A 4,803-nucleotide genomic window follows, 5' to 3' on the forward strand; every position below is an offset into this window, starting at 1 on the left:
GTGCAAGCAGCACGGCGCGCCTCCGCCGGCATTCGAGGAACGGCAGGGTTTTCTGATCGTCACATTCAAAGCGCAGTTGGTCGCCGGCGGGGCGGCGGGAACTTCAAGGAACGGGTCTGGGGACCAAGTCACCGCACAAGTCACCGCACAAGTGACCGTAGAAGTCACCGCACAAGTGGCGGCGTTCTGCCGCGAACCTCAACCGGCGAAGGCCATCATGTCCGAACTGGGGCTCAAGCACTGGAAGACCTTCCAGACGAACTATCTTGCGCCCTTGATGGCCAAGGGTATTCTGGAACGGACCATCCCCGGCAAGCCACGAAGCCGGATGCAACGCTACAAGACGACGGAGGCGGGAATGGCCGCGTTGAAAGAGCCGGGGCGTGAATCATGAAGCGGCTCGACGACAGATCTGGGACTTTGGTGAAGCAGTGCGGGTCGAAGAAGGCGGCCTGACAGGCCGATGATGCAGGCGGTCGTCTGCGGTGCCTGAAACTTATCGGCGATGCGGCCAGAAGGATCAGTGATGGACTCCAAGGCGATGCCAGTTGTGTTCACGCCGGACAACGAGCCGTATCTCGGGCGGAATCTGCTGTTCCATTATGACCAGATCATAAGCTCCGTTATGGAGCAGAATTCCGTCACTGCACCTACGACCCATGGCCGCCCGCTTACCGATCATCAGCGGATGGCGTGCCAGGTCATCCCTCAGGCGCTCAGCATCACGCTGTCGATTCGGGAGCTCATTCGGCAAGGCTATCTGTTCGGCGCGCATGTCCTCGTGAGGGCTTTGGTGGAGCGTGCGGCCATCCTGCTTTACCTCCACCTGTACCCGGAGGAGATCGACCGCTGGAAGTGTGGCTGGCATCAGCAAGACGCGCCCAGCCTTGCGAAGATGTTCGACGCTATCCAATCCAAACAGAAACGCGAAACTCCGGTTCGCGGGCGCGATCTGACAGCATCCATGAACAGTCTGTCGCACGCGAAGCCCGATTCCGCTCCTTGGAACTTGGTTTCGATGGGCGAGAAAGGACTTGGTCACGCCGTGTCGAAGATCCTGAACCGTCCTGAGCTATGTGACGATCTCTGTGCAAACGTAATTCCGTGGGTCGTCGTCGTTCAAGGAATGATGGCGGCATACTTTCCTAAGGAGCCAGCCTTCCAACATCAACCGGTTGCAACGGTCGGCGCTCCGCGCCGCCGCTGAACCTGAGCGCACCAAGACCAACCACGAGGTGGGCGTGCGAGAAGATCAGTCATGCAGTCACCCTGTGGACCCTCTCGAATGGCCGTTCTCACGATGACCGACCCGCATTATCACGGCCATCGCCAACGACTCCGTGAGCGCTTCATCCGGTCTGGATTCGAAGGCTTCAACGACTACGAGGTCGTCGAATTGCTGCTCACCCTCGCCATCCCGCGCTCGGACGTCAAGCAGGCCGCGAAGTCGTTGATTGCGCATTTTGGGAACCTCAGGGGCATCCTGGATGCCCCGCTTGAAGAGTTGCAGAAGGTCAAGGGCATCGGGTCGGTCGCGCCGGTTGCGCTCCGGATCATCCGTGCGGCGGCGGCGCTCTACCTCCAACAGTCGGCCGAAGGCTCGGAGTCCATGGCCGACCCCGACCGGCTATCGGCCTTCTGGCGCATGCGTATCGGCGCGCTGAGCGACGAGGTGTTCGAGGTGGCCTATCTCGACACCGGCTACCGCCTGCTCCGCGACGGCGTGGACCGGCTTGAAGAAGGGACGATCGACCGAGCCACCGTGTACCCCCGCCGAGTCGTGGAGTATGCCATCAAGCGCGGAGCCGCCGCGCTGGTCCTCGCTCACAACCATCCGAACGGCCACGTGCAGCCGAGCGAGCAGGACAAGACTCTCACTCGCGCGCTCGTCCTTGCGGCGGAGACCGTTCATCTCAAGATCCTCGACCACCTGATCGTCTCGCCCGACGAGGTATTCAGCTTTCGGAAGGCTGGGCTGCTGTGACCATCGCGCCCGCCATCCTCGAACACTACCCGGACCTGAACGATGCGCAGCGCGAGGTCGTCGCGCATGTGGAGGGCCCGTTGCTCGTAGTGGCCGGGCCCGGATCGGGCAAGACCTACAGCATCGTACTGCGCGCGCTCAACCTGCTTCTCTTGCAGAGAGCCACGGCGAAGGAGATCGTGCTCTGCACCTTCACCGAGAAGGCTGCGTTCGAGATGCGCGATCGCCTCTCTGCTGCCGCGCAGACGGTCGGCTACCGGGGCGATCTGTCGGAGCTGCGAGTTACGACCATCCACGGGTTGTGCAACCGCATCCTGACCCAGCACCGCCACCGGACAGAGCTCGGCAACAGCTATGAGACGCTGGATGAGCTGACGCAGCTCCTGTTCATCTTCGAGCACTTCAACGAGATCATCGGCCCCGAAGAGCTCGACCTCTACCTCGGCAAGTGGAAGACGCGCTGGACCGCGATCGAGGGCGCACGCGGCTACTTCGACAAGATCACTGAAGAGCTGGTCGATCCCGCGCGGCTGTCCGCCTCGCCCGATTCATTCACGCAAGGCATCGCCCGTGCCTATCGCGCCTATGAGACAGCCCTCTTCGCCAACAACCGCACCGACTTCGCTCACCTTCAGAGCATCGTGCACGGGCTTCTCCTACAGCCCGAGCACAGCGGCGTGCTCGAAAGCGAGATCCGTTACGTGCTGGTGGACGAGTACCAAGACACGAATTACGTCCAGGAGCAACTACTGCTAAAGCTCACCGAGCGGACCGGCAACCTTTGCGTCGTCGGCGACGAGGACCAGAGCCTGTACCGCTTCCGTGGCGCGACCGTTCGAAACATCCTCGAGTTTCCGAGCCGCTTCTCGGCATGTCCCATCGTTCGGCTCACCACGAACTACCGCTCCCACCGCGCCATCATCGAGCGCTACGACCGCTGGATGGCCTCGGCAGACTGGTCCAACCCGAACGGCGTGCCCTTTCGCTTCGACAAAACCATCGAGGCCGATCCGAACGGCGGGCATCCAGACTACCCGGCGGTCATCAGCATCTGGGGACGCGACGTGCGCGACGAGGCCGGTCGCTTTGCCGAAGTCGTCGAGTTCCTGAAGCGCAGTGCCGTCATCGAGGACTACAGCCAGGTGGCCCTGCTCCTGCACAGCGTGCGGGACGACCACAGCGGCTCGTACCTCGCAGCGCTTGAGGCGCGCGGTATCCCCGCCTTCTGCCCTCGTGCCCGCGCCTACTTCGAGAACGAGGAGATCCGGCTCATGGTCGCCTGCTTTGCCGTGCTCTTCGGCTGGCACGGCGACGGGCGAGGCCAGGTGGCAGGCGCCGTGGCCGAGCTCGGGCGCTACGTGGACCAGGGGATCGTCGAACTGGCGAAAGCTTACGCCGCTCCGCATCCGTTGGCGCGTGCGCTGCAAGCGTGGGTCGGTGAGATCGCGACCCTCGGCGAGGGCGAGTCCCTCGATTTTCGCCCGGCTGACTACTTCTACCGGCTGCTCGCCCTGGACCCTTTCGCCAAGGCGGTGAAGAACGAGAACGCCGCGCGCAACCTCGCGATCTTCTCCCAACTCCTGAATGTCTTTCAGAGCTACTACCACTACAGCGTCGTCACGCACCGCAACCGCGAGTTCCTGCGCTTCCACCTCTTCAACAGCTTCCTGCGGCTGCTGCACGACGGCGGCATCAACGAGTACGAAGACCCCGACCAGCCCTTCCCCAAGGGTCACGTGCAGGTGATGACCATCCACCAGGCAAAGGGCCTGGAGTTCCCCGTCGTCGTAGTGGGCAGCCTTAGCACACAGCTTTCGAGCGCGAAGGGGATCGACCGCGACCTCGGGGCCTTCTACCACCGCCCGCCCTTCGAGCCCGAGAGGCGGATCACGCTCTTCGACCGGATGCGCCTGCACTACGTCGCCTTCTCGCGGTCCCAGAAGGTGCTGGTCCTCACTGCGCACGAACCCCCCAAAAACCACTTCGCGCCCATCTGGCAGGGGCTTCCGCAGTGGCCCTACGTGCAGCAGGACCTGCTGGCGGCGCAGCGCTTCACATTGCGCGAGCGGATGCCCGTTAAGCGCGTCTACACCTTCACTGGTGACCTCAAGGTTTTCGAGACCTGCCCACGCCAGTACCGGTTCTTCCGCGAGTACGACTTTACGCCGTCGCGGTCCGCGATGATATTTTTCGGCCTCCTCGTCCATCAAACAATCGAAGAGATCCACCGCATTGCCCTCGACGGGCAGCTCGGCACCTTGGACGAGGCGCGCATATTAGAACTTGTCGACCGCACTTTCCGCTTCCTTTGCCTGAGCGATGTCCGGCCCATCGGTAGCTCTGCGCGGAAGTCGGCTTTCAAGCAGGTTATGAACTACTTCCGCCAGAATAATGACGAGATGCGGCGCGTAATCCAGACGGAAGTTGACGTTTCAATCGAGAAGGATGGTTACATTCTCGCGGGCAAGGTTGACTTGCTGCTCGGAACCGACGGCAAGCTGGAGTTGCTCGACTTCAAGACCTCAGAGCGGAGCACTGATCCGGGACTTCTTGCAACCTATGAGGATCAGTTATGTACCTACGCGCACATTCTTAAGAGGCGCCACGGCAAGCCTCCAGAGAGGCTGCTGCTGTACTGGACCGCCGAGACGGATAAGATGAACGCACTCATGGAGATGCCGTACAGGCCCGAAAATGTTGATGGAGCCGGTCGGCGTTTCGACGCGGCCGTCGCCAAGATTCAAGCCCGCGATTTTCGGGTACAGCACGTGCCGGAAAGAAAGGTCTGCAAGGAGTGCGACCTTAAGACCTTTTGCGCG

4 protein-coding genes are annotated in these 4,803 nt (G+C 61.9%); all 4 read left to right on the forward strand.

The window, feature by feature from the left end; translation table 11 throughout:
- Window positions 1–394: Fic family protein (locus WAW17_RS17440; RefSeq protein WP_422334192.1), on the forward strand; the 394-nt coding region annotated here is incomplete at its 5' end.
- 132 nt (window positions 395–526) lie between these two features.
- Window positions 527–1,207, forward strand: a complete 681-nt coding sequence (locus WAW17_RS17445) for a hypothetical protein (RefSeq protein ID WP_422334193.1) — start codon at window positions 527–529, stop codon at window positions 1,205–1,207.
- A 78-nt stretch (window positions 1,208–1,285) separates the two neighbouring features.
- Window positions 1,286–1,984, forward strand: a complete 699-nt coding sequence (radC, locus tag WAW17_RS17450) for a RadC family protein (RefSeq protein ID WP_422334194.1) — start codon at window positions 1,286–1,288, stop codon at window positions 1,982–1,984.
- Window positions 1,981–4,803: ATP-dependent DNA helicase (locus WAW17_RS17455; protein WP_422334195.1), on the forward strand; the 2,823-nt coding region annotated here is incomplete at its 3' end. The genes radC and WAW17_RS17455, both read left to right, overlap by 4 nt.

The organism is Rhodococcus sp. (in: high G+C Gram-positive bacteria) (assembly GCF_049286785.1).
Taxonomy (GTDB): domain Bacteria; phylum Actinomycetota; class Actinomycetes; order Mycobacteriales; family Mycobacteriaceae; genus Rhodococcus_F.